Source organism: Wolbachia endosymbiont (group E) of Neria commutata, from assembly GCF_964026735.1.
Lineage (GTDB): Bacteria > Pseudomonadota > Alphaproteobacteria > Rickettsiales > Anaplasmataceae > Wolbachia.
Genome location: NZ_OZ034692.1, coordinates 1,268,347 through 1,290,119 on the forward strand (window position 1 = coordinate 1,268,347; position 21,773 = coordinate 1,290,119).

22 protein-coding genes and 3 pseudogenes are annotated in these 21,773 nt (G+C 34.8%); 6 read left to right on the plus strand and 19 right to left on the minus strand.

From position 1 onward, the window contains the following. Nucleotides 1-20: 20 nt before the first annotated feature. Nucleotides 21-992 carry a pyruvate dehydrogenase (acetyl-transferring) E1 component subunit alpha gene (pdhA, locus tag AAGD89_RS06730; RefSeq protein WP_341808253.1) on the minus strand — a complete coding sequence of 324 codons (972 nt, stop codon included), beginning with the start codon at nt 990-992 and terminating at the stop codon, nt 21-23. A gap of 67 nt (nt 993-1,059) precedes the next feature. Here pdhA and hemJ point away from each other — a divergent pair, with 67 nt between their 5' ends. The 3 genes from hemJ (at nt 1,060) to AAGD89_RS06745 (ending at nt 3,601) form a co-directional block, all read left to right on the plus strand. Next, nucleotides 1,060-1,488 carry a protoporphyrinogen oxidase HemJ gene (gene hemJ, locus AAGD89_RS06735; protein WP_341808254.1) on the plus strand — a complete coding sequence of 143 codons (429 nt, stop codon included), beginning with the start codon at nt 1,060-1,062 and terminating at the stop codon, nt 1,486-1,488. Nucleotides 1,489-1,575: 87 nt separating this feature from the next. Continuing rightward, nucleotides 1,576-2,040, plus strand: coding sequence for a pyrimidine dimer DNA glycosylase/endonuclease V (locus tag AAGD89_RS06740; protein WP_341808255.1), 465 nt, complete (start codon nt 1,576-1,578; stop codon nt 2,038-2,040). A 64-nt stretch (nt 2,041-2,104) separates the two neighbouring features. After that, nucleotides 2,105-3,601, plus strand: coding sequence for a proton-conducting transporter membrane subunit (locus AAGD89_RS06745; RefSeq protein WP_341808256.1), 1,497 nt, complete (start codon nt 2,105-2,107; stop codon nt 3,599-3,601). A gap of 107 nt (nt 3,602-3,708) precedes the next feature. On the opposite strand, the gene AAGD89_RS06750 is transcribed toward AAGD89_RS06745, so the two are convergent. The 3 genes from AAGD89_RS06750 to AAGD89_RS06760 form a co-directional block, all read right to left on the minus strand. Continuing rightward, nucleotides 3,709-3,831, minus strand: coding sequence for a hypothetical protein (locus AAGD89_RS06750; protein WP_341808257.1), 123 nt, complete (start codon nt 3,829-3,831; stop codon nt 3,709-3,711). Nucleotides 3,832-3,918: 87 nt separating this feature from the next. Beyond that, entirely contained in the window at nt 3,919-4,095 is a 177-nt protein-coding gene (locus tag AAGD89_RS06755) for a hypothetical protein (protein WP_341808258.1), read from the minus strand. 236 nt (nt 4,096-4,331) lie between these two features. After that, nucleotides 4,332-4,799, minus strand: coding sequence for a hypothetical protein (locus AAGD89_RS06760; RefSeq protein ID WP_341808259.1), 468 nt, complete (start codon nt 4,797-4,799; stop codon nt 4,332-4,334). 262 nt (nt 4,800-5,061) lie between these two features. Here AAGD89_RS06760 and guaA point away from each other — a divergent pair, with 262 nt between their 5' ends. After that, nucleotides 5,062-6,624: a glutamine-hydrolyzing GMP synthase gene (gene guaA / locus AAGD89_RS06765; RefSeq protein WP_341808260.1), complete on the plus strand. Its 1,563-nt coding sequence runs from the start codon at nt 5,062-5,064 to the stop codon at nt 6,622-6,624. 124 nt (nt 6,625-6,748) lie between these two features. On the opposite strand, the gene AAGD89_RS06770 is transcribed toward guaA, so the two are convergent. Together AAGD89_RS06770 and AAGD89_RS06775 are read right to left on the minus strand one after the other, a co-directional pair. Continuing rightward, complete coding sequence (locus tag AAGD89_RS06770; RefSeq protein ID WP_341808261.1) at nt 6,749-6,976, minus strand: hypothetical protein; 228 nt, start codon at nt 6,974-6,976, stop codon at nt 6,749-6,751. Then, entirely contained in the window at nt 6,973-7,140 is a 168-nt protein-coding gene (locus AAGD89_RS06775) for a hypothetical protein (RefSeq protein ID WP_341808262.1), read from the minus strand. The genes AAGD89_RS06770 and AAGD89_RS06775 overlap by 4 nt, the downstream gene beginning before the upstream one ends. A gap of 60 nt (nt 7,141-7,200) precedes the next feature. Between AAGD89_RS06775 and AAGD89_RS06780 the strand changes: the two genes are divergently transcribed. Beyond that, the gene (locus tag AAGD89_RS06780; protein ID WP_341808263.1) at nt 7,201-8,037 is read left to right on the plus strand and encodes a hypothetical protein; all 837 of its coding nucleotides are present in this window, start codon (nt 7,201-7,203) and stop codon (nt 8,035-8,037) included. Between the two features lie 50 nt (nt 8,038-8,087). Here AAGD89_RS06780 and AAGD89_RS06785 read toward each other — a convergent pair whose 3' ends face one another. The 6 genes and pseudogenes from AAGD89_RS06785 to AAGD89_RS06810 all read right to left on the minus strand — a co-directional run bounded on the left by AAGD89_RS06785 (nt 8,088) and on the right by AAGD89_RS06810 (nt 12,101). Further along, nucleotides 8,088-8,492: a helix-turn-helix transcriptional regulator gene (locus tag AAGD89_RS06785; protein ID WP_341808264.1), complete on the minus strand. Its 405-nt coding sequence runs from the start codon at nt 8,490-8,492 to the stop codon at nt 8,088-8,090. A 43-nt stretch (nt 8,493-8,535) separates the two neighbouring features. Further along, nucleotides 8,536-9,370 (minus strand): annotated as a pseudogene (locus AAGD89_RS06790) (transposase). Nucleotides 9,371-9,451: 81 nt separating this feature from the next. After that, nucleotides 9,452-9,781: pseudogene (locus AAGD89_RS06795) on the minus strand (transposase family protein); the annotation flags it as partial. 272 nt (nt 9,782-10,053) lie between these two features. Continuing rightward, on the minus strand, nt 10,054-10,863 hold the full coding sequence (locus AAGD89_RS06800; RefSeq protein WP_341808265.1) for a metal ABC transporter permease: 810 nt from the start codon (nt 10,861-10,863) through the stop codon (nt 10,054-10,056). Nucleotide 10,864: 1 nt separating this feature from the next. Next, a complete protein-coding gene (locus AAGD89_RS06805; RefSeq protein WP_341808266.1) occupies nt 10,865-11,230 on the minus strand; it encodes an Mth938-like domain-containing protein in 366 nt (121 codons plus the stop codon). 4 nt (nt 11,231-11,234) lie between these two features. Further along, complete coding sequence (locus AAGD89_RS06810) at nt 11,235-12,101, minus strand: 4-(cytidine 5'-diphospho)-2-C-methyl-D-erythritol kinase (RefSeq protein WP_341808267.1); 867 nt, start codon at nt 12,099-12,101, stop codon at nt 11,235-11,237. A gap of 81 nt (nt 12,102-12,182) precedes the next feature. Between AAGD89_RS06810 and AAGD89_RS06815 the strand changes: the two genes are divergently transcribed. After that, complete coding sequence (locus tag AAGD89_RS06815) at nt 12,183-15,476, plus strand: UvrD-helicase domain-containing protein (RefSeq protein ID WP_341808268.1); 3,294 nt, start codon at nt 12,183-12,185, stop codon at nt 15,474-15,476. 277 nt (nt 15,477-15,753) lie between these two features. Here AAGD89_RS06815 and AAGD89_RS06820 read toward each other — a convergent pair. The 7 genes and pseudogenes from AAGD89_RS06820 to dnaX form a co-directional block, all read right to left on the minus strand. Further along, nucleotides 15,754-15,942, minus strand: a pseudogene (locus tag AAGD89_RS06820) (IS4 family transposase); the annotation flags it as partial. 143 nt (nt 15,943-16,085) lie between these two features. Then, nucleotides 16,086-17,393, minus strand: coding sequence for a flavodoxin-dependent (E)-4-hydroxy-3-methylbut-2-enyl-diphosphate synthase (ispG, locus tag AAGD89_RS06825; protein WP_341808269.1), 1,308 nt, complete (start codon nt 17,391-17,393; stop codon nt 16,086-16,088). Between the two features lie 26 nt (nt 17,394-17,419). Next, entirely contained in the window at nt 17,420-18,049 is a 630-nt protein-coding gene (locus tag AAGD89_RS06830) for a TRP75-related protein (protein WP_341808944.1), read from the minus strand. Between the two features lie 173 nt (nt 18,050-18,222). Further along, nucleotides 18,223-19,053 carry a P44/Msp2 family outer membrane protein gene (locus AAGD89_RS06835; protein WP_341808270.1) on the minus strand — a complete coding sequence of 277 codons (831 nt, stop codon included), beginning with the start codon at nt 19,051-19,053 and terminating at the stop codon, nt 18,223-18,225. Nucleotides 19,054-19,156: 103 nt separating this feature from the next. Continuing rightward, entirely contained in the window at nt 19,157-19,618 is a 462-nt protein-coding gene (locus AAGD89_RS06840) for a helix-turn-helix transcriptional regulator (protein WP_341808271.1), read from the minus strand. 226 nt (nt 19,619-19,844) lie between these two features. After that, on the minus strand, nt 19,845-20,159 hold the full coding sequence (locus AAGD89_RS06845; RefSeq protein WP_341808945.1) for a YbaB/EbfC family nucleoid-associated protein: 315 nt from the start codon (nt 20,157-20,159) through the stop codon (nt 19,845-19,847). 21 nt (nt 20,160-20,180) lie between these two features. Then, the gene (dnaX, locus tag AAGD89_RS06850; protein ID WP_341808272.1) at nt 20,181-21,764 is read right to left on the minus strand and encodes a DNA polymerase III subunit gamma/tau; all 1,584 of its coding nucleotides are present in this window, start codon (nt 21,762-21,764) and stop codon (nt 20,181-20,183) included. Nucleotides 21,765-21,773 lie beyond the last annotated feature (9 nt).

The following is a 21,773-nucleotide window of genomic DNA, read 5'->3' on the forward strand; positions in this document are numbered from 1 at the left end:
GAACGGATGCATTAATTGGTTTATTTGTAAACATCAGTATATAATTCATCAATGCTTGGTTCCTTACTATTCCTAGCAAAATCTTCTGACTCTTTAATTAAAGCACGTATTCCTTTATCAAGTTGTTTGCATTCTTCTTCTGAGGCAATTTTGTTATCTACCATATATTTCTTCAAAGTTTCTATAGGGTCATGATTTTGTTTTACATTTTCAACTTCTTCTTTTGAACGGTAATTTGCAGGATCTGATATTGAGTGACCACGATATCGATATGTTTTCATTTCAAGTAGCATAGGACCTTTTCCACTACGTGCATACTCAGCGGCTTCTTTTGTAGCCTCATAAACAGAGAAAAAATCCATTCCATCAACTTGTTTTCCAGGAATACCAAAGCTCTCTCCTCTTTTATACAGTTCAGTTACTAAAGTTGATCTTTGCACAGAAGTCCCCATCGCATACTCATTATTTTCTATAATGTAAATCACAGGCAATTTCCATAAAGACGCCATATTAAATGATTCGTATACTTGCCCTTGATTTGCAGCACCATCACCAAAATATGTAAATACAGCATTATCTTTTTTCTTATATTTATTAGCAAATGCTATTCCTGTTCCGATCGGAACTTGTGCTCCAACTATCCCATGTCCGCCAAAGAATTTTTTTTCTGTATCAAATATATGCATTGAACCGCCTTTACCTTTTGAGCAGCCTGTTTCTTTGCCGGTAAGCTCTGCCATTACAACATTTGGATCGGAATCGCATGCGAGCATTAGGCCATGATCCCTGTAACTTGTAATAAAAGAGTCGCCAGACCTTGATGCAGCGTGGGTTCCAACTGCAACTGCTTCTTGTCCTATTGATAAATGACAAAAACCACCTATTAATCCCATTCCATACAATTGCCCTGATTTTTCTTCAAATCTACGTATGAGTAGCATTTTCTTGTAGAACAAGATAACCTGTTCTTTAGTGAAATTTTCCGCTTTCATATTGATTTCTTTTTCATTAAACTAACACATAATATCAGAAATTTTAAACATTTTATAATAAATCTGCATGGATTACTATCACTGGCTTGAAGCTTTTCATATCATCTCTGTCATAATGTGGATGGCAGGTATGCTTTATTTACCAAGGCTTTATGTTTATCATGCAAACGTGAAATCAGGCTCTGAAAACGATAGCTTGCTCCAAATAATGGAAAAAAGGCTTTTAAGATATATCATAAATCCTGCAATGCTTTTCTCATTTGGGTTCGGAGTGGCGTTGATGATTATAAGAGAAGCATATAGTGAAGGCTGGTTTCATGTAAAGGCATTAGCATTATTTATTATGTTCACTATTCATGGATTGCTTGCAAAATATAGAAAAGATTTTGTAAAGAATGTAAATAAGAAAACACATGTTTATTTTCGTATTTTAAATGAAGTAGTGACAGTATTAATAATAATTATAGTTATTATGGTTGTTGTGAAACCGTTTTAGATCATCAATAAGATGGTCTAGCCTTCACCACCTTCCCTTTTTATGAATATATTCATATTAGACACCAGTCCAAGTAATGCAGTCAAAATGCTCTGTGATAAGCATATAGTTAAAATGCCTCTTGAAACTGCCCAGCTTTTGTGTGGTGTATTTTGGGTTTTTCTAAAGTCCAGTAGTTTGACCCAAGCCAATATATCAATTCCTTACAAAATGACCCACCACAATCATCCTTGTTCAGTTTGGGTAAGGGAATCGCAAGGAAATTTTAATTGGTTAATAGAATATGGCATCGTATTATGTAAAGAATATAGCTATAGATATAATAAAATTCATAAATCAGAAGAAGTTATTCACTGGTGTGATGCAAATAAAAGCATGCTTAAATTTACTCTATATGAACAGACTCGCTTTGTGCAAACGATGCCAGAACAATATAGATCGGGAGATCCAGTTGAGGCCTATAGACAATACTATATAAATGAAAAGTATCACTTTGCTAAATGGGAAAAAGGCAGAAAAGAACCACTATGGTTTAAGAAAAGCACAGTATAAATGACTAGATGTAACAAAAATCCAGCTTTACACAAGTGAAAAGATAATTTAACTTAGGGAGATGATGGACTATATATTAACACTTCTGTCTTTACTGTTTTCAATTACTGAAAATTATCTTTTAATCACTGCATTAATTCCACTTTTTAGTGCATTGGCCATTCTTTTCACTGGAAAGTGGCCAAAGATAAGCAACAGCGTCACTATTGCTTCTTCTATACTTTTATTCATGTATGTATGCCTATGTACTTTATATTGGGCGTATGGCGATCACCCTCAATTTATCCTTATGGATTTTGGTAATAATCTGCATATCAGTTTAATGCTAGAGTCAACAGGGGTAGTCTTTAGTTTGCTAATATCATTTTTATGGATGTTAACTAGCATATATGCAATATGCTACATGCAAAATAACTATGCTGGAAGCAATTATTCAAGTTTTTTGTGCTTTCTATCGGTATCAATAAGCTGTGCAATGTTTATTGCTTTTTCAGGCGACTTGCTTACTACATTTGTTTTCTATGAACTCCTTACTATCAGTACCTATCCTTTAGTTACTTACAATGCAACAAGAGAATCAATAGTTGCTGGACGCTATTACTTTGGAGTATTATTTTTCTCCTCTTTAGTGCTATTTTTTCCTGCAATAGGGATGTTATACAACGAATTCAATACTTTAGATTTCGTAAGTGGAGGAATATTTAAATTTGATACTTCGCTTACTACTTTTGCTGCAGTATGTTTTGCTATGCTGATTTATGGAATAGGAAAAGCTGCACTGATGCCAATGCATTTTTGGCTGCCAAAAGCAATGGTTGCACCAACTCCTGTGAGTGCTCTGTTACATGCTGTTGCTGTTGTAAAATCCGGAGTTTTTATCATTATAAAAGTTATATTGTACACTTTCGGTATTGATAATCTGCAACGTTTTGTGCAGCAAAATTGGTTTGCTGGAGGATGGCTAACATATGCTGCAGGATTTACCATAATTCCTGCATCACTGATTGCATTAAAACAGAAGGAATTGAAAAAACTACTCGCTTATTCCACAGTCTCTCAATTATCGTATATTATATTGTTTGCCTCAATTTTTAGCGAGCTCAGCTTAAAGGTTGCAATTTTTCAGTTAGTTTGTCACGGATTTGCTAAAATTACTTTGTTCTTTGTTGCAGGTGCCATAATAACGAAAACAGGTGAGAAATATATAGATAGAATGCATGGTATAGGACGTAGCATGCCACTTGCCATGATAGCATTTACTATAGGTGCATTATCTATGATAGGAGTGCCACCTGCTCCGACTTTTTGGAGCAAATTCCTAATATTTCAAGCTATTTTTAATTCTGGTAATGTAGCGCTTTCTATATTTGTAACGCTAGTGTTAATCGTCAGCACTGCACTTAATGCCCTATATTTTTTGCCGATAATTTATAATGCCTTTTTTTCAAAATCTTCTCAGAATTCCTTTATTAAAAAGACACCTATTTTCCTTATTTTACCACCAGTTATTACAGCTATATGCACTTTGGTTATGTTCTGCTGTTATCAAGCTATGTTTTAAAAAGATCAGAAATTAACTTTACCTTATTATTGTATCTTAAAATTAAACAGAGGAGAAGATTGCAGAAAGGGCTTGAAAATCAATTTTTTACAATCCCTTTAGTGCTGTTATTGACCGAAAAAATAATCACTGATTAAAGAATCAAGGCTTCTTGCTGCTTGACCTTCATCTGCTGTTGCCGTAAAAGTGTGGCTTTCAGAGTCATATTGAATTCCTCCATCAATCTTCAAACCTCTGATGTAAGAAATTTCTTCACTTGCACCAGTGTCTCTATTGATATTATAAAACCTGCAGTCAAATGTTTTACTAGCTTCTGTCTAATTACCACCATGATGAACAGCATCATGTATATAATATGCATTGCTAAGAGTTAACTTGCTACTAGTCCCATCTCGATTTTCCGCTGTAATATCATAGAATTTAGGTTTAATATTTTCTTGGCTAACATCATTACTGAAAGAAGCGACATTTTTTAATTTTATTTGGTGTACCATATTATATCCCTCTATTTGATTAATATAAAATGGATTATAGAGAACAATAGTTAAGTTTTTCCTAATGAAATTTTAGGCATAATTGCAAACATCTAAATTTACCAAATAAGATGTCTTGGTTCACTTTCCTTACTATTTTCTTTATTATTACATATTGTTTAAAATTAAGCGGAGAAGAAAATTGTCAGCAATTACCATCTGGGGTTAAGAAATTACTTCTAATCCCTTTAGTGCTGTTAAAGATGGATACTGAAATCATGACTATGTATACAAAATTTATCGTCGTCCTGAGGACCTGAATATTCAACAGTGAAATTTTGATTTTGGTCTGTTCTTGCAGTCAAAACATGCTTTTCACCGTCATACTCAATTTTTCCTTTGATTTTTAAACCTTTGATTTCCAAAATCTCCTTAGTTGCAGAAGGTTCCTTGGCAGTAACGTAGTCAAATTTACAGTCAAACGTTCTACTAGCTCCTATACCATCGTCATCAGACATAGTAGCACTAACATGATTTTTGTCGTCAATATGTAACTGACTGACCACCTCGGGTGATATATAATTTCCGTTATCAAGGGTGAAATAACAGATGATCTCAGCATTTTTATTTCTTGCTGTAGAACTATAATACTCACGCTTGATGTTTGTTGGATCAACATAAGACTGGTAATTAATAACATTTTCTAATTTTAGCTCGTGTGTCATATTTTTATACCTTATATATAAAGCACATAATATAGATTCATAGTAAAATTTTCCATAACAGGCATGTTCCCTGCTGGAGAGAATATGCTCTTGGTTATTAGGTTTATTATAACAGACCATTTTTTGAATAGTTTAATCAATTTTTGGTGGCAGGTTTGCACTAAAACTTGCAATTATAAGCAGCTTGTAAGATGTCTTGGTTTACTTTCCTTACTATTTTCTTTATTATTACATATTGTTTAAAATTAAGCGGAGAAGAAAATTGTCAACAATTGCTATTATTGATTTTGGTTCACAGTTTACACAACTTATCGCAAGACAAATTAGGGAAATGGGTGTGTATTGCGAGATATTTTCGAGCAACATCAGCTTTGAAACAATATCAAAATTTAATGGATTTATTCTCTCTGGAGGGCCACAATCTGTAAATGGTGGCCACTTAGAAATTAATGGAATAGCACATGAAATTATAAAATTTAATGAGACGACAAGTGTTCCTATACTTGGGATATGCTATGGACAACAACTTATCTGTCATTACTTTGGAGCAAAAGTAAGAGAGGGTTTTAAACAGGAGTTTGGCAAAACTAAGATCAAGGTGCTGAAAGAGTCTCCTATTATAAAAGATACGTGGGATGTTAATTCTGAGGTGGATGTGTTAATGAATCACGCAGATAGTGTTGATACTGTACCACAAGGATTTACTGTCATCGCATCGGGTGTAATAAACCAAACGATTGCAATAATTGTCAATGAACAGCGGAAGATTTACTGCACTCAATTCCACCCTGAAGTGAAACATACGGCGGATGGTAGTAAGTTGTTTTCTAATTTCTTAGACATTGCAAATTGCGAGAGAAATTGGACGATGAAGTCATTTGTTGAGGAACAGAAGGAAAAAATTAAAAATGCAGTGGGAGATAAAAAAGTAATCGCTGCAGTAAGTGGTGGTGTTGACTCAAGTGTTGCAGCAGCGCTCACATATAAAGCTATAAGAAAACAATTGAACTGTGTTTTTATTGACACTGGGTTGCTACGCAAGAGCCAGAACAGCGCTATGTTAAAAGAGATTCCAATAAATTATATTGATAAATCACATTTATTTTTGAGCAGGCTAAAGGAAATAACTGACCCAGAAGAAAAGCGTAAAATTATCGGCAACACTTTCATTGAGGTGTTTGAAGAAGAGGCAAAAAAAATAGGTAATGTAGATTTTTTAATGCAAGGTACAATCTATTCTGATGTAGTGGAATCAGGGCATGCTTCAGACAACACTAGTACAATTAAATCCCATCACAATGTTGGCGGATTGCCAGAAAAGATGAACCTTAAGTTAGTAGAACCTTTACGCTATCTATTTAAAGATGAGGTAAGGTTACTTGGAAAAGAAATTGGGCTTGCAGATGAGATAATATTTCAACATCCATTTCCTGGACCCGGACTTGCAGTAAGGATTATAGGCGAAGTTGATGAAAAAAAGGTGCAAATACTGCAAGAGGTAGATGAAATATACATCAACACAATGAAGAGCTATAAGTTATATAGTGAAATATGGCAGGCTTTTGCCGTATTATTACCGATAAGAACTGTAGGGGTAATGGGAGATGGCCGTACCTACGGATACGTTTGCGCTCTGAGAGCTGTAACATCATCCGATGGGATGACAGCTGATGCATTTCCATTTGAAGATAAGGCCCAACACGCGCTGGTATTTTGGGATTTTCTACAGAATGTCAGTAATATAATTACCAATAAAGTTTCTGGGGTAAGTAGAGTTGTGTATGATATAACTTCCAAGCCACCTGCAACTATTGAGTGGGAATAGTCACGAGGGCTCTAAAGTAAGTTAAATATACTGAGTAAAATCCAACGCACAGAAAGCTTTGAAAACAAAAATAGAAAGGTTTATTGTTTGATGTATGGAGCAATTTTCATCGCCCCATAATAATCTATAAACATGTGATATTTAAAAAACTATCGTTTACTTCCTCAATTTTTACTTCCTTAAGCCAAGAGGCATTTTTATATCGTGCCTTTACTTCTTGAAAGAAATTTGATTTACCAAAAGCATATTCACTTAAGTTATTAGCATAGTACTGAGCGTTCCCTAAAATTACACGGTTCACTTGGCTTAACGCTCTGGCAGGATAGTAAAATAGAGAAACATCATTATTCACTTAAAATCTTTTTCCTCCATTGCATTAATGGCTTGATAATAACCATCAATTTTATGAACACTATGTGTTTGTGGTGTTTGAACTCTCAATTGCGCACCAACGTGAGAGTACCCAAAACTACCTGGTGCTGAAGAAGGTACTGGATCCTGCCTATGCTGAGTCACTCTAATAGTTTTTTCTTGAAGAACATTATTATAAATTTCACTAGCAGGGAGAGTAGACCGGTGGATTCAGGGATAAGAATAAATGCACACAACGAAGATGGGTATAGCTTTTCTAATATTACAATATTTATGCTGTGTAAAGATAAATTTAAAGGTGATAAGCAAGAAAATATAATAAGGAAATTAGCAATAAATGGAGCAGATTTTTACAAGAGTTTCATACAGCACAGTAAAAAAACCATTGAAATTTGCAATAAGGTACAAAAGGAAATTGAGCCACTAGTACATGAACGGCTTAAAATGCTTAGAGAAGTTGCAGAAAGCGCCACTATAGAAGGGACAGTTTGTAATGTTGAGGTAGACAATAAAACATTTTTTATGGAATTCTCTCAAGATAGCAGGGTTGATATTGGTAAGGTTTTTAATGGTGCAAGAAATTTAGGCTTAAACAAAGGCGACTTAAATTTAGGTGGTAACATCGTAAGGCTAGGTGACGCTGAGGTAAAAATTAAAACCGAGCAAAATGGCAAAAGAAATTACGTGGATGTATCTGATAATAGTGCATTTGAAGTCACATTTTCAACTAGTCTGGGAAATCTAAGTGTCATAATTTACCATAATTTAGAAAGTTATCATCAAGTACACGTTGAAGTCAAAGATGAAAAAATGTGGAATGAGCTACAAAAGAAAGGAGAAATTGTAGGAAATGGCTGCCTGTTTGGAGGAATGTCTGTTAGCGAAGCTGTCGAAAAAGGAGGGTTTTTTAGCTCTGGAAGATGGGGCAGCCAACAGTCTACTGAGGTCATTAAGCGTAGTGAAACTATATCTTGGGTGGGCAAAATAAAAGACCAAGAAACAAAACCAGTAATACAGGCCACTACCAGAACAATCCACTGATGCATAGCATCCTTTCTGGAGCATACACAATTTCTTTGAATTGAGAGTTGTTATTCATCTGTTTTCTGCTGCTCCATTGAAAGGATGTGCTTTATTAGCGAATAGATAAGATTGCATGACACCTCATCTTTAATCTTTCTGTATTCTTTCACGAATTTTAACATTTCTTCACCATCTACATTGCTGTTATCATAATCAAACGTCTTTTTTTCACAGTGTAACTCTGCTGCATTTTCAGAAATATTTGTTAAGAAATATGATATATCAACTGATAAAGCTTCTGCTAATTCGTATAATTTATCAATTGTAACGCGAGTTACTCCAGTCTCATATTTTTGTACCTGTTGAGGTGAAATGCCAGCCTTTTTCGCTAAGTCTGCTTGGCTTAAACCACAAATTAGTCTTCTCTCCCTTATTTTCTTTCCTAAGACCCCCTGCGAAACAACGTGAAGCAAGTTGCTGATAAAATCTGGTAAGAAATCCCCAGCCCAAAAATTATTAAAAACTATGCCTCAAATTCACAATTCCTGCTATAATATTAAATCTCATGTTGTATTTCTTCTGAAAATTGCGGTAAACATTTGACATTATTTTGAAGATTTTTATCTCGCGAATCTTATTTTCCACACGCATCCTGAACGATGCCAGCTTCCGATTATGCTCCTTTTGCTCCTCCGTATAGTGGCTTTTTACGGTGTTTTTTGTACGGAATCACAACGTTTTTCTGCAGTTTTTGCCAACCTTGATACCCAGAATCGGCATATTTTATGCTATCTTTGGCCAACAATTTTTCCTGTTTCCTTATGCGAAAATCATGCATTCGACCTCTATGCGACTTCGAAATCGACAGAATTTGCCCATTTCCCTCGATCACAATTTCGGTTTTTATTGTGGTTGCTTTCTTTTTTCCGGAATAACTTTTCTTACGTTTTTTGCTGTCTTTCGGCCGCTGTATCGGTTGCTCCGTGACGTCTGCTAAAATTTTTAAAATCCTTTCTGGCGTCAGCGTTCTATCCTTTTTTATAGTAATTTTTTTGGCCAATAATGGCTACATTTTCTTAAAAAGTCGGCAAATATTTGAGTTGTGCAAATTAAACAAAAACCCTAAAAATGGATGCGTTATGTACGTTCTGTAATAAATTAGAACACATAAAATCCTGTCTTCTAGCTCCTCAACATGCGATTTTCTTCCGTGACATTTCTTTTTCGCCTCCATTTTTTCCCACTCTGGACGCACTTTTGCCACAATTTTTTCAAATTCAGATGTTGTGAGCCCTGTCAATTGTCTAAAAATATATGGTGTTCTTGCTATTTTTACGTAACTTATTGCCATCTTCCCTCTCCTAAAACTTTCATTTTACATGCTTTTTAGTCGTTTTTACCTACTTTCTACCTTTTCGCAGGGGGTCTATTGTTTTTTGTATGGAATCACAACGTTTTTCTGCAGTTTTTGCCAACCTTGATAGCCAGAATCAGCATATTTTATGCTATCTTTGGGCAACAATTTTTCCTGTCTTCTTATGCGAAAATCATGCATTCGACCTCGATGTGACTTTGAAATCGACAAAATCTGCCCATTTCCCTCAATCACAATTTCGGTTTTTATTGTGGTCATTTTTTTCTTTCCGGAATAAGATTTTTTACGTTTTTTGCTGTCTTTCGGCTGCTGTATCGGTTGCTCCGTGACGTCTGCTAAAATTTTTAAAATCCTTTCTGGAGTCAGCGTTCTGTCTTTTGTAATGTTGTCATACCCGTTAATTGCCTAAAAATATACTGGGTTTTTGCAACTTTTGCGTAACTTATTGCCATTTTACTCTTCTAAAATTTTCATTTTATACGCTTTTTAGTGCTTTTCATCTGTTTTTTACCTTTTCGCAGGGGGCTTGTTTTGTATCTTTATTAACTTCATCATGGGATTTTATGAGTGACGAGCATTATCAATCTCCTAAATTACATACTATGTCTAGTAAAATAATACACTATTTTCTTTATTATTTTAACTTCTTTTGCAATCAGCTATCTCAATAAACTTAGTGCCAATCTTATAAAATAAGTAATAATTAGATATACAGCTGCAATAAGTATGATTGCAGGTCCAGTTAATAAATCAAAACTTGCAGATAACATGAGGCCTGATATTCCAGAAATCACAGAAAAAACTGTTGCAATAATAATCATCTGCATTGGAGTTTTTGAAATTAGCCTTGCAGACGCAGCAGGTATTAACAAAAACGCAGCAATAAGCAATATCCCTATTGATTGAGCAGCAATTGCTATAAATATGGCAAGAGTAATTAAAAATTCTAGCCTCACCAAACTTACGTTGATTTTTTCAACCATTGCCAAATCTTGATTGATTGAAATCATTAGCCAATAGCGCCATCTAAATATTAATATCAGGGCAACTACTATAGAGGTTGAAAAAATTAATATTATATCACCCTGTTCCAATGTTAATATATCACCAAATAGCGAGCTAATAATACTACTATTGCCCGATGGTAGAACAGACATCAATATTAAACTTAATGATAAAACTACATTGGTAACAATGTTGAGTATCGTATCAGCGGAATATAATCTATTAAAATTAAGTGAAAGCAGTATAGCAAATGTAATTGCAATGAGCATTATGCTTATTGATGGACTGATCTTAAAGATTAAAGCCAGTGCGACACCAAGCAATGAAGAGTGAGACAAGCTATCACCTAAATATGATAGCCTTTGCCATATCATAAATGATCCTAAAGCGCCTGTTATCAAGCTAATTATAACTACCGCAATTAGGCTATTTATGAAAAAATCCTGCGCAAATATTTCAAGCATGCTATATGGCTATTAGATAAGTAACGACAAATCTATCTTCGGATATTAAAATGTTATGGGTTCTGCATGCAGCACCCGTTGCCATAAATTCAAAATTCAAACCTTTTTGCTCAGCAAGATAAGATTTAATTGATGAATTTGGTGTATTTCGTGCTTTACCAGTACCTATTAACAAAATTTCTATACCTTCTATTAAAAAACGTTCAAAACATTCTCTGTTATTTATATCAAATTCACTCAACTCAACCACCTCTTCAGGAAAAATTATAATTGAACCGCAATATTCGCGATTATTTACCAAAAATTTTCCTTTCTCATAACCATTGATAAGATTCTTATTCTGGAAGATTAAGGGAGTTATATCCATAAAGTCAAACTATTAATTGAGTATTACATACCCACCATTCTGGCTGCTTTTCTCTAATATTAACTGCAGCAGCCTTTGCATTTTCTTCACTATCAAACATTCCAAAACACGCCACACCACTACCTGTCATGCGAGAAAGTATAGAACCTTTTTGTGAATCTAGTGCTGATATCACATCTTTAATTTCAGGAACAAGGTCTATTGCTGCTTCTTGAAGATCATTTTTTGTCTCTTTGACGAGCTTTAATAAATCCTTTTCAGTTTCATCGCTCCACTCAATTGGCTTTGTGAATTCTCCTTTATATTTGGAAAATACCTCAGGTGTGCTCAAAAACTTCTTTTTTGGCTTTATAAGCACTACATATTGAGGTAAGGAAAATTTTTTAACATGGTACAATTCTTCACCAATACCCCTAACAAAAACAGGCTTACTGTCTACACTTGCTGGAACGTCAGCACCAACGTTTAAGGCTACTTCGTTTAAAATTGGTCTATCAACCTTCCATAACTTGCCCAATGTGCGTATCACAGCCCCAGCATCTGAGGATCCACTGCCCAAACCTGCAGCATTTGGTATATTCTTTACAACCTTTATAAAGACTTTAGTGCGATTTGGAGCATATCTGATAAGCATGTTCACTGCTTTCATTACAGTATTATATTGATTGTTTATTCTGGATTCAGAATTTACAAATTCAACCTCAGAATGATCATACCTAAAATCTTTTTCACCTATCTTTATCTCCAAAAAATTAGAAAGGTTGGCAAAAACAAATAAGCCTTCGATTAGGTGAAATCCTGATTCCTTTTTGTCTACTATATGCAAAAAAAGGTTGATCTTTGCAGGCGCCTTCACACAAAAACTTTTCATTATATATCTTCACTCAAACCACTTTTATAGTATAGTTATAATGTCATTTCAGTCAACTTTTATGCACCTTATACACTTCTGATGAGAACAAACGCAATAAACCCTAATTTTTCTGTATGGGTAAATGCATCTGCTGGTACAGGCAAAACAAAAATCTTAATAGACAGAGTATTAAGGCTCTTACTAGAGAATAAAAAAAACATCCTCTGCTTAACGTTTACCAACGCTGCAGCAAATGAGATGGAAAATCGCATTCATAACACGCTAAGTAAGTGGGCAATATGTTCAAATAGTGAGTTAATGGTGGATTTAGAGCAGTTAGATCTTTTGCAGAACAGAAAAAAAGAAACCTGGATCCCAGTGTCAAGCACTGGAATGACAGAAAACTATGATAAAATATCTGACCATTATTTTACTCAAGCAAGGAAACTTTTATCTGAATTGGAAAATTTTGGTTTAACTATACAAACCATACATGCTTTTTGTTATAAATTAATCTCCAACTTTCCTATAGAAGCTGGAATTGCTCCAAATTGTGCGTTGAGTGAATGCAAAGAATTACATTCCTCCGTGTTTGATAAAGTCCTGCATAACGAAACTGTGCAGGATAGTATCAATCTTGTTGCAGCTGAAATTGACGAAAATAAACTACGTGATTTGCTTTATACTTTATGTATGAAAAGAGCGTTTTCTGTCATCCGAGTAGCTGACACTGGGATCCATGAAAAAAATACGTGCGTGATATCTAATAGCTTGGAATACATCAAAGATAAGCTGAATGCCCCAGATGAAATTTATGATTTACAGAGTGGAACGACTGAACATATAAAAAGATTAGCTGAAATATTAAGTGAAGGCAGTAAGAGAGATCAAAATTACAGTGCAATACTTTATTCTACCGTCATCCAAGTAACTGATACTGGGATCCAGAAAGAAAATATGCAGATTCCAGCGTCACGCACTGCAGATCTAGTAGATTCCAGTGTCAGCTGCTTGGATGACAATAAAATAGAAGACCTAGCAAAGGTATTCATAAAATCAGAATCGAATGAAAAGAAAAGCATATCATCCATCATAACAAAAGGTGTTCTTGAGAAATTTCCAGAGGCAGGGCAAATAATAGAAAGTGTTCAGGATGCAGTGTTCTCTTATATAAGCGATATGAATTCTTATCAAATATTTGAAAGAACTCACCATTTGCTCAGAATATTTAAGGTATACATTGATTTATATAATAGCGAAAAATCGGAAAATGCCCTGCTTGACTACAATGATATAATTGACTTAGCAACAAATCTCTTAAGCAATCCAGATTACAAAGATTGGGTATTGTTTAATTTAGATCAAAAAATAGATCATATCTTGGTTGACGAGGCACAGGACAACAGCATCAGTCAGTGGAAGATTATAACAAATCTTTGTGATGAGTTTTTTGCAGGTAACGGTGAAAAGCGAACCTTATTTGTTGTTGGTGATGTAAAACAATCTATCTACAGGTTTCAAGGAGCAAATCCTCATTTATTTCACTATATGCAGCAATATTTTCACACGAAAACTGGCAGCAGAGATTGGATATCATGCCAACTTGAAAAGTCATTTCGCTCAACTCCAGAAGTTTTGATGCTCGTAGATAGATTATTTAACAATTTCCGCGCAGAAATATCTTTTAATGATAATGAGATAAAGCACGTCCCAAACAGAGGAAATGATCAAGGATACATTGAAATTTGGCCATTATTACCAAAATGCAAAGAGGAAGAACGGCAGGCTTTGCGAATTCCTCTGACATTTAGAAAAGGCTATACAATAGCGGACCGATTACTAGCCAAAACGATAGCTCACAAAATTCACAATTGGTTAAATGAAGGGCGAATTTTAGTTGCTAAAGATCGTCATATAGAGCCAAGGGATATCATGATTTTGGTGCGACAACGAAATGTATTAGTTGATTATATAATAAGTGAACTCAAAAAAGCCAACGTACCAGTTGTAGGACGGGATTATTTTAGAATTATGGATTACATAGCTGTGCAAGATCTCATAGCTTTGGCTGAATTTTTGCTCCTTCCAGAAAATGACCTTGCTCTTGCAAATGTTTTAAAATCACCACTATTTAATTTTACCGAAGATGATTTATTTAACATTGCATATGATCGAAAAGAACAATCACTATGGAAGAGATTGCAGAATTATTCTGAAAGCATTTATAGCGAATTAAATAACCTCATCAATCTATCTCATAAAGAATCACCGCTTGCGTTATTTACACATGTACTACGCACAGGTAAGAAAAAATTCGCTGCAAGACTCGGCCTTGAGTGCTTTGAAGTTATAGATGAATTTATGCACCTTGTATTGCAATTTGAGAATCCATCTCTTCAAGCGTTTGCTCAGTGGATAAAGGAGAATAATCCAGAGATTAAAAATGATATGCAACTCAGTCGCAATGCTGTGCGAATAATGACTATTCACAAATCAAAAGGCTTGCAAGCTCCGATAGTGTTTTTGGTGGATACAAACACAGTGCCAAGAAATAATGAAAGCATTATCTTTGATGGAGTGGAGGTACCGTTTTGGTGCGGAAAAAATAATAATCCTTATTGTGATCAAGTAAAAAGAGAGAAAAAAATTGAGGACTATAATGAATATTTGCGGTTACTATATGTAGCGCTCACACGTGCTGAAGATGAGTTATATATTTTGGGCAAAGAGCCAGTACAAAAGGGCTCCTGGTATGATTTGGTAACTTCATATGGAGGGCCATTTGAAAAGAAGCAAGTTCCAATGTTCAAAGAGGAAGTGGAAATATCATGCGTAAATTCAAATTACCCTTATATTTATAAGAAACGTGACTACTTTGATATTCCGGTAATTTCGCTTCCGCCAGCTTTAAGAGAAATCAGTGTAATTAAGGAAGAGAGTAAACAAGAAGAAGGTTTCACACGTGGAAAAATCATTCATAGCATATTGCAATATATGCCTAAAATAGAGAAAGAAAGGAGAAAAAATTGGATCAAAAAATACCTTGAGAATGTAAACACTAGTGAAGATAAGGATGAAATTTACAGCAAAATATTAGCCTTTAATGAAAAATATGACTACTTGTTTGACTTGGAAGGTAAATCAGAAATTACGCTGAGTGGCATAGTTGATAATGAAGCAGTTTTAGTACGTTTAGATAGGCTATGCATAACGGAGGATAAAGTGATTATAGTTGACTATAAATCACACCGTAACATTTCTACTTCCTCATTAAATGAGATAAAAAAACAAATGTTGATCTACAAAACCTTAGTACAAGAATTATACCAAAATAAGCACATAGAGTGTATGGTTATTTGGGTGGAAGATTTAACCATAATAGATTCCATATGAAACACTTTTTCACTAAACAACTAGTTCCTATAGCAAATTCTAATCAATCTCAAGCCAAAATCTATATTTGGGTAGCCACACCTCTAGAAGCTTCTGGATTATCCAGAGAATTTAACGGTCTCTCTTTATCTTCCTCCATACTCTCCTGATTTTAATGAAATTGAGCACCAGTGGTTTCCTATCAAATAGGGCAAGGACATCCCTATCTTTAAATCTTTCCGCCTGGCTGTTGATTCTGCCTTCTTATGAATCATTCTGATTATTGAGAGAAGGGTTATAATGATTGACACATTCCATCTATGCTGCAGTTTGCAACTTCTATGTTACCCAAAATTATAGCTTTTACGAATGATGAACCATTCAACTTTCTCTTTCTTTTAACAAAGCCTGTTGTAATTGATATTTCATCTGCTTTCTCATTAAAAAATTCGTTGAGAGTTTTCGATAAATTAGTTATTTTGTTCATCATAAATTCTCTTGTTTTGTTTGATAAATTTAAGAGAACTTATACCTCATTATTTTCCTTCACTCTATCAACTTTACTTACACTTTTCCTTAACTTGACACGTATGGTTTTTTGAACATTCCCCTTTTTTCAAGATACAAAGTCTATTCTTTTCCTACAGTTGTGCCAATATAATACTGCTCTAGCACGTAATCATTGATAATTTCTTTAAATTCCTCGAAGATGCTATCACCCTGTAAAGTTTTAAAATACTTACCATCCTTATAGACCGCTGAAACAGGCTTTTCACCATATCCAGGCAAACTGATTCCTAAATTTGCGTGTTTACTTTCTCCAGGGCCATTTACTATACATCCCATAACAGCGATATTCATATGCTCTACACCTGGATTTTTTTCCTTCCATACCGGCATATGAATTTTTATATAATCATTAACTTCTTCAGTTAATATACGAAAACGATCGCTACTCGTGCGCCCACAACCAGGGCATGAGTTGACTTGAGGATTAAAGTGGCGCAGGCCTATCGATTGCAATATTTCCTGACACACTACTACTTCATTAATACGCAATTCGCCAGGGCGTTGAGTTAAAGAAGCTCTTATGGTATCTCCAATTCCGTTTTGTAATAGGTATGTAAGCCCTGCTGTAGTATTTATTACGCCTCTATTACCCATACCAGCTTCAGTTAGACCCAAATGCAGAGCATAATTAGAAAATTTTGCAAGTGCCGTATAAACTGAAATTAAATCTTGCACTTTGCTAACTTTACATGAAATGATTATTTTGTTTGGGTTCAGACCAATTGCTTCAGCTTTTTTTGCATTACCAAGAGCAGACATCACAAGTGCTTTTCGCAATATGACATCAGAAGGCCTTGGATCACTAGATAAAGAGTTTTCATCCATTAGTTTTTGCAAGAGGTATTTATCAAGACTGCCCCAATTTACTCCAATTCTCACAGGAAGATCATGCTTTACTGCATACTCTATAACCCTTTCAAATTTTTCATCACGTTTATTACCAAAACCTATATTACCTGGATTGACCCTAATTTTACCTAGCAGCTTAATATTATCTGAATAATCTTGAATTAATTTACTCAGCTCATATTGCCCACAGCCCACCAATATCTTACCGTCCAAGCCTTCTTTATTTAGCTCTTCTACTATGTAAGGTATCGCCCTTGCTACTTCCTCTGAGTTTAGAGCAATTCGCACTAGCTCTGAACCTGCACGCACTAGTTCTATTATTTCTTTTGCATATTGTTTTGCACTACTTTTTATATTACCTGGATCTACGTGAACACCAAGAGCCATAGATTGAACAACTATAGGATTATTTCCGCCTATTTTGATTTTTCCAACTTCTACAACGTGAGTTTTGTGTCTGAAAATGGGTGATAGCTCGTATGCTTTATCATTACAATCCACCAGATTTTTGTTCAACATTTTATTAAGTGGCCAATATTGTGATACTACTTTACTACTTCAGCTACACTTCCAAACGACTCTGCACTATCCAAACTATATTGCGTATTAGCACCCATATTATTTAAATTAGCAATAGAATCATGAGAGCATACCCCTTTTGGCAGAGCTTCTTTTATGGTTACATTTATAGGAGAGATTTTTTTTTCGCGTGCTGAACTATTTTTTTTTTCTTCTTGTTGATATTGAAAAATTGGTCCTTGATAAGAATCATCCACAAATACAGCACCCTTCAAACGTGCGATATTAATACCATGCTGATTTATCATAGTATTTTCTTCATTATTGATTATACACACTTCTTCGTTACTTGACTCATTCTCAAGACTAATAATTTTTTTTTCTTTTAGCTTGTTAATTAGCTTTTCTTTATTGATGTGAATATCAGCTCGTTCTTGTGATTTTCTTTTCTTCAGGGTGGCTCTGCGCTTTTCATACAACTTATATGACTCAGCAAAATCTTCATCTGCATGAAAATTTACACCACCAGGGTTGCCAGGAGGCCTGTATTTCTTACTCAGTTTGACTTTAGACTTAGCTTCAGTATTATGTGCAATAAAAAAGCCAAAAATCAAAAGGGTTAATATAAACAAAATTTTAGAAAAAATCTTAAGCATATTTATGATAAACATTGCATGTTTAAAGATAGCAATTAATGAACTTTAAGTAAACCGCTATTTTACTAATTTGCATGAAAAACACAGAGAAATTCCGCGAACACGGCGCGGAATGACGGTTGATATTATATAGCGGGATGACGACTGTGTGCAGCAGCACCCCGCACGAAAAACTAGAAGTGAAACATTACTCCAGCTTCTACACCATGCACACCATACATAACTTCCTGTTGTAGATTTATTTTTGTCTCAGTTGTTGTACCTGAAGTAGTATGTTTTAGTATAGCATCTTTAAACTCGTTGCCATATAGGCCGAAATAACGATAACCACCATACACCTTAATTTCTGAAGTTACAGCGTAACTAATACCAGCTTTTGCTTGATAAGCTGGCTTCCAGTGATCTGCACCTGCAAAATTAACTTTTGCAACACCAACACCAGCACCAACATAAGGAGTAACAGGGATACTTTCATTACCAAGATCTACATGATAGTATGCATTCACCATTGCTGCTATAGTCTTAAATCCTTCATTTGTCCCCGTTGCTTTACCAGAATCAGACCCGTCGAAAGCAGTGACCTTAGCAAACACCTTAGCATTGTCAGGTTTATCTGCTGAATTAGTATCCTTATAGCCTGCACCATCAACATCTAACTGAGAATAAAGAACTTCAAGTTCAACTCCGATGTTGTCTTCCATTTTTAAACCAGCAGCAGCACTACCAGTAATGAAAGTAGTTTTGTAGCTAGGTTTATAAAAATTCTCATTGTTTGTTCCTTCAACTTTTTTATAACTGAAAAGAGGAATAAAGGTACCAGACGTAGCATGATCAGATTTAAGTTCCTTACCACTCATCATGTTGAAATACTCGACATTATACTGCCCACGAACGTAGTAACTAGTGTTTTCATCTTCAGAACCCATAGGATCCGCAGAAACATAGTTTGATAAACTCAGCAACGTCACTAAAGCTGCTGCTGAAAAAAATTTTTTATATTGCATAATTGCCCTCGAAAAAAAAATTAAAATTCCACTTTAGTAGTTTAGGTAAAAACTAAAGTAAGTCAAGTACTAATTTGATAACACAAAATATTTGATATTTAAACTAATTTTCCTGAGAAGATAAAGATTTTATTAATGAGTAAACAGCATTACGTGACTTTTTATTCTTAATCTTCTGATATTCTCTCACTAATCCTAATATCTCTTTACTTTCTGCGTCATCTTCACCATGATTATACTCGAAGCTACCTTTATCCTCGTGTAACGCTGATGAACCGCTATATGAAGAAGTAGTAGCAGTAGTGCTTGTAATACTAGAGAAAAAGTACTCAGGCGTTACACCAAGCGCAATTGCTAAATTGTATAACCTGCCCACTAAAACACTATTTATTCCTTTTTCATACTTCTGTATTTGCTGAAAAGTAATGCCCACCAATTTTCCCAAGTCGCCCTGAGTCATGCCACGCACCAACCGTAACTCTCTTATTTTTTTCCCTATCTCTAGGTTTACAAAATTAGTTTTAGCCCTCTCTTCAACGTTATATTGTAAATTATCAATATTCATTTTTCAACCTCCTGTGTTTATAACCAAAAAACCACCATTGGTGTCATTCCAGTGGGTGACACTGGAATCCAGTTTTTCATACAACTTCACCATGCCAATTACTACTAATACCTACACTAAAGAAGCACTCGCCTAACTAACACCTAACTACTTCAATATCCAGCTATAGTTCATACTGGATCCCAGTGTCACGCACTGGGATGAGAGAAAGGATATAGAAACAAATTCAAAAAGGGAGCTTAAATCCTGGTGGTAATCCCATCATACCTGCAAGATCAGAAGTTGCATTTGTCATATCTTCTTCTGCTTTTTTTATGGCATCATTAAATGCTGCCACTATTAAATCTTCTACCATTTCTTTTTCTTCATTTCTCATGAATTCTAAATCTATATCTACCTTTTTGGCTTTATAACTGCCTATTTTTATAACCTCTACTGTTACATGAACTTTACCGCCGCCAGCAACGCCTAGAAACTCTTTCCCAATATATTTTTCCTGAGCTTCTGCAAGCTTTTTTTGCATTTCTTGTGCTTGCTTCATTATTTGACTAAGATCCACAACTTACTCCTTATTTTCTATATTAACCACTTTTGCACCTTTAAAACTGTTAAGTATATCCTTAACTGCAGGTGCATCGGTTAAGTTACTAATTTGATTGTAAGCACTGCCTGTATCAATTTCAACAACCCACTCTTGCCGAGTAACTTGATTTAAGTAACTCCTTAAACCATTGCAAAAATTACTGTCTAATTTAGATAGAGCTTTTAACTTTAAATATCCAGGTTTACAACCGATTAATTGTAGATCATTACACAGCTGTTTGTAAAGATAAATTTGATTATCTTGTCGTAATAGTTGCAAAATCTTATCAAAATCGTAATTTTGTTGTTTATCTCCTATAGGTTGGATGTCATTCCAGTGCGTGACACTGGAATCCATACATTCTTTCTGGATCCCAGTGTCAGCTACTTGGATGACAGAGGGAGAAAGTGCAACAGGTCTACCCTGTCTATTTCCTTGCTCTGCATTCTGTGAAAGAACTTTTTTCACCACCTGTTCTGGAGAAGGTAGATCAGAAAGATAGCAAAGACTAATTAGCATCATTTCAGCAGCAACATCATTGCATGTCGAAGCTTTTACATCTTGAATACCTTTAAGTAGAACCCTCCACAATCTCGAAAAAAATATTAAGGACTTTTTTATACTTAATCCTTTTATTCTATTTGTTTCATATTCTGTAACTGGATTACTGATTTCTTTCGTAATAAAAAAACGGCATACCAACTGGATTGCCTGCAATAGATCTTCAAAAATATCAAGCGAGTTTGCCGCCTCTACTGCCTTATCGAATATCATTAGCGTTTTCTGTACATCACAACTTAATATTGCCTCTAATAGATCAAATATCACGCTTCGATCAACTAAACCAAGTATGTTCGTTACGTTTGCAGTGGATATTGCACCATCTTTACTATATAGCACTGCTTGATTCATCAAAAACAAGGCATTACGCATTGAATTCCCAGAATGATGTGCGATTAGTTCTAATGCTCTATTTTGAGTAGAGTAGTTCTCCTTTCGTGCAACATCATTTAAACGCTCTACTATTTTGACTACAGGGATGTTGTGCAAATCAAATCTTTGACAACGTGCGATAATAGTTATTGGTATTTTTTTTATTTCTGTAGTTGCTAAGATAAATTTTACATTTGTTGGTGGCTCTTCTAGAGTTTTAAGCAATGCATTAAATGCACTATTTGATAACATGTGTACTTCATCTATAATGTAGACTTTAAATTTAGCACTTATAGGCGAATAGCAAACATCTCCCAGAATTACTTTAATGTCATCAATGCTAGTGTGGCTCGCTGCATCGATTTCGATGACATCTGGATGACTTGAATTTTTTATCGCTAAACAATTTTCACATGATCCACAAGGTTCAAAAATTGGCCCTAAATAACAATTTAAACATAAAGCTATTATCCTTGCAGTGGTAGTCTTACCAACTCCACTACTGCCAGAGAGCAATATGGATTGTGGAATTTTGTTTAGAGCAAAAGCGTTTTCCAATATACGTACTAATATATCTTGACCTACTAAGTCTTTAAAACTGCTAGGGCGATATTTTAGTGCTATGTTCATAGCGTAAGA